The sequence below is a fragment of the Flavobacterium sp. genome (assembly GCF_003525665.1).
Taxonomy (GTDB): Bacteria; Bacteroidota; Bacteroidia; order Flavobacteriales; family Flavobacteriaceae; genus Flavobacterium.
Map to the genome: position 1 here is coordinate 1,772 of NZ_DQDX01000224.1, position 4,108 is coordinate 5,879.

A 4,108-nucleotide genomic window follows, 5' to 3' on the forward strand; every position below is an offset into this window, starting at 1 on the left:
CGAATAAATAGGTGAATTCCAACCCGAAGCCCACTTAAAAGGATTTGACGGATTCAATTTAATTGCATTAATTTGTAAAAGCAATTCGGCTGTTTTTTCGGCTGTATCTTTATTATAAATCATAGTACAAATGTATAAAGTTTTTGTGAACGACAAACCACTTTTTTTGACAAATGAAGTCGCAAAGGAAACCGACTTTCAGTTGTTTTTGCTTGAAAGTATTGATATTGAGCAACTTATTATTAAAATGTTCAATAATAAAATTTCTAAAGCGTATTTGTATTATCCCGATGAAAAGGAGATTCTCAAAAAGGTGAAAGAAAAAATACCAGTTAAAAAAGCTGGTGGCGGATTGGTGTACAACAAAAACGGCGACGTTTTGTTCATTTTCAGAAACGGAAAATGGGATTTGCCGAAAGGTGGCACCGAACGAGGAGAAGAAATAGAAGAAACCTCTTTACGTGAAGTAGAGGAAGAAACTGGTGTAACCGGACTTAAAATAACAAGAAAACTGCAAAAAACCTATCACGTTTTTAAGCGCAACGGAACGTATCGTCTAAAAATCACGCACTGGTTTGAAATGACCACCAATTTTGAAGGCACTCCAATTCCGCAAGCCAATGAAGGCATCGAAAAAGTAGCGTGGTTAAATCCGTCGGAAATCAAACAAGCTTTGAACAATTCTTACGAGAATATCAAATTGTTATTTGAAGAAGAAAAGATGTTGCGATAGTTTTATAAAAATGCTAGAATGGTTCTTTAGTTCTTGTGAAAAAGAAGTAAATCACGTACAACCATCCAAATATTCCATGAATTATAGCCCAAAGAATGGATCTATTGTGTGTGTAAGAAATTGCAATGGCTAAGGCTGTTCCAAAAGTAATTCCATTGGTGATGTAGTTATTTCTGTAATGGTCTGTTGCTGCCAAAGCGACATTGGATGTTAACAATACAACGATTGTCATCAGTACTAAAAGAGGTGTTTTTTTCATGATACTTTATTTTATTATTCTATAAACAGGATATTGCAAATGCGATTTCTCGTAATAATCAGAATGTTTGTAAATCCAATCCAATTGTGCTGAACCACTATCTGCAAAGGCTCTATCGGATTGTTTCTTAGCATCAAATTCCGATTTTAGCGTCGGATTTTTATCCAATAAATCTTTAGCAACCTCTTCAAAAACATAAGAAGAGAAATATTCTTTTTGTTGCAGAATAGCATCAAAGAAATTCCAATTGAAATAAGAATCCACTGCTTCAGGTTCTAAGGTTTCCAATAGATATTTTACGGCTGGTTGTTTTGTAGAAAACACATAATCGCCTGCTATAAATTTTAGCTTTTCTGTTTTCTTCGAAACTTTGGTGTTGTAATGGCCGTAATGTCCTTCATAAGGCGATTTAGACGTTTGATAACTATCAATTTTATACGATTCGACTTCAATTATGGTGTCGTTTTGTAGTTGTTTAAATTCTATTTTATTCAATTTCAACAAATCAATAACTTGCCATTGCGATTGCGGAATCACATACGCTTTTGGAACAGATACAAATTTAGAAGGTTTGTAATTTCCATAAAACGGAATCTTTTTAGTAAATGGTTTGGTTCGGTCGTAAAACAATCGGTCTTTTCCCGAAACGTCACTTGGTTTGTTTTTGCCTTCAAATCCTTTGAAATCAATGTATGAAACTTTGGTAGAATCGATTGTCCAATCCATTGGATACTTGGTTCCAGCTACATATTCGTTGTAGCTTTCACTTCTTATATTCTTTATTTTCTGCCAATTAGCATCAGTGTAATTAATGACACTTACCAAAAATTCGTACGTCACTTTCACACGCTCTTTAAACGATTTTAGCATGTGCGTTTCCGGAACAAATCCTAATGTATTGAACAAAGTTGTGTAACCCGTTGCGTATCTTGGCGTATCGGTAAATTGCTCAAAACCCTTATCTGGCGTAGTGCTGTGAACGTTTACATACGGTACAACATCAATCTTTTTCTGATTCATACTTTGTACGATACCAGGATAAAATTCGTTGATGAAATAATTTCCCAGTTTGGTTCCAAGGCGTTCGTGTTGGGTTGCAATACAAGTAAAAGTATATTGATAATCAGCACCATTAGAAACGTGATTGTCCAAGAAAACATCGGGATTTATGCTTCTAAACAACTCTTGAAAACTTCTAGAATTTTTAGTATCCGATTTTATGAAATCTCGGTTTAAGTCAAAATTACGTGCATTTCCCCGAAAACCATATTCTTCTGGACCATTTTGATTGGCTCGTGAAGAAGTATTTCTATTTAGCATTCCGTCAATATTATACACTGGAATTACAACAACCATAGTATTTTTAGGAACTTTAATTTTGGCAGTTGCTAAATCGCGCATTAGCATCATCGAAGCATCAATTCCGTCAGGTTCACCGGGATGAATTCCGTTATTAACTAAAACAATGGCTTTGTTTTGATTGACGTCAAAGTTTTTGTTTTCTGAAAATATAACAATATGCAACGATTTACCAGAATCGGTTTTTCCTTTTTCAACCATTTGAATCGTAGCATAAGTAGCATCCAAATCCTGATAATATTGAATACATTCCTGATAAGTTGTCGATTGGTTTCCGTTTCCTTTTTCGAATGGAGTAGGTAAGAGGATCTTATTTTGACTAAAAGAAGAAATTGAAAGTAGGACAATCAGTAATTTTAAAAAACGCATAGCTTTATTTTATGTAGTTTCAAAAGTAAAGAAAAAAATCAACTTCAAAAATCATCTTCAAAATTCAATTTCAATTTTAATTTCACGGTAGTTAACTCGCAACTCGAAACCCGTAACTCGCAACTAAAAAAAATGCCTACCTTTGCAAAATGTATAAAAATCCACATTCCAACAATTTACTTCTAAATTTAGGTATTGAAAGCTTAAATGAAATGCAAGAAATGGCACAAGATGCTATTTTGAATGATGCCAATGTTTTATTGCTTTCGCCAACAGGTTCAGGAAAAACGCTTGCTTTTTTATTGCCCATTTTTAAAATGTTGCAACCGGAAATCAATACGGTTCAATGTTTGATTTTAGTTCCATCAAGAGAATTAGGTTTGCAAATTGAGCAAGTTTGGAAGAAAATGGGAACCGATTACAAAGTAAATGTTTGTTATGGTGGACACTCTATTGATACCGAAATTAAGAATTTATCAAATCCGCCAGCTGTTTTAATTGGAACTCCAGGTAGAATAGCCGATCATATTGATAGAGAAACTTTTAAACTAGATACAATTGAGACTTTAATTCTGGATGAATTTGACAAATCATTGCAATTGGGTTTTCATGAGCAAATGAGTTTTATCATTTCGAGATTGTCTAAATTGAACAAGCGCGTTTTGGTTTCGGCAACTTCAGATATTGAAATTCCGAAATACACGCGAGTTGTAAATCCGACGGTTTTAGATTTTATTCCAACAGAAGAAGAGAATTCTAATCTGGAATTGAAGATGGTGGTTTCTAAGGAAAAAGATAAAATCAATTCGCTTTTTAATTTAATATGTTCGTTAAAATCGGAAGCAGCGATTATTTTTTGCAACCATCGTGATGCTGCCGAAAGAATCAGTGATACACTAAACGAAAAAGGAATTTATGCTACGTATTATCATGGCGGAATGGATCAAGACGAGCGTGAACGAGCGTTAATTCAGTTTAGAAACGGAAGTGTGAGTTATTTAATGACCACCGATTTAGCCGCACGCGGATTGGATATTCCCGAAATGAAGCACGTAATTCATTATCATTTGCCTTTAAAAGAAGACGAATTTACCCATAGAAATGGTCGAACGGCTAGAATGTTAGCTTCAGGAACGGCCTATATTGTTGCTCACGAAAGTGAGAAAAAAATGGAGTACTTAGATTATGGAATGGCAGTTTTGAATGTTGAAAACGCTACAACATTGCCAAAACCACCACAATTTCAAACCATCTATATCAGCGGTGGAAAGAAAAATAAACTTAACAAAATTGACATCGTAGGTTTCTTTTCGCAAAAAGGAAAACTAGAAAAAGGCGATTTAGGATTAATTGAAGTCAAAGATTTCATCTCGTTTGCCGCAGTAAAA

At 34.3% G+C, this 4,108-nt stretch carries 4 protein-coding genes and 1 pseudogene; 2 read left to right on the forward strand and 3 right to left on the reverse strand.

Annotated elements, in window-relative coordinates:
* Positions 1 to 123, reverse strand: a pseudogene (locus DIU01_RS15450) (orotate phosphoribosyltransferase); the annotation flags it as partial.
* A gap of 7 nt (positions 124 to 130) precedes the next feature.
* Between DIU01_RS15450 and DIU01_RS15455 the strand changes: the two are divergent.
* Positions 131 to 733, forward strand: a complete 603-nt coding sequence (locus DIU01_RS15455) for an NUDIX domain-containing protein (RefSeq protein WP_290836018.1) — start codon at positions 131 to 133, stop codon at positions 731 to 733.
* A 13-nt stretch (positions 734 to 746) separates the two neighbouring features.
* Here the strand turns inward: DIU01_RS15455 and DIU01_RS15460 are convergent, their stop codons facing one another.
* Together DIU01_RS15460 and DIU01_RS15465 are read right to left on the reverse strand one after the other, a co-directional pair.
* Positions 747 to 992 (reverse strand): hypothetical protein, encoded by a 246-nt coding sequence (locus tag DIU01_RS15460; protein ID WP_290836020.1) that lies wholly within the window; start codon positions 990 to 992, stop codon positions 747 to 749.
* 6 nt (positions 993 to 998) lie between these two features.
* The gene (locus tag DIU01_RS15465) at positions 999 to 2,720 is read right to left on the reverse strand and encodes a M14 family metallopeptidase (protein ID WP_290836022.1); all 1,722 of its coding nucleotides are present in this window, start codon (positions 2,718 to 2,720) and stop codon (positions 999 to 1,001) included.
* Between the two features lie 149 nt (positions 2,721 to 2,869).
* Between DIU01_RS15465 and DIU01_RS15470 the strand changes: the two genes are divergently transcribed.
* Positions 2,870 to 4,108: DEAD/DEAH box helicase (locus DIU01_RS15470; protein WP_290836024.1), on the forward strand; the 1,239-nt coding region annotated here is incomplete at its 3' end.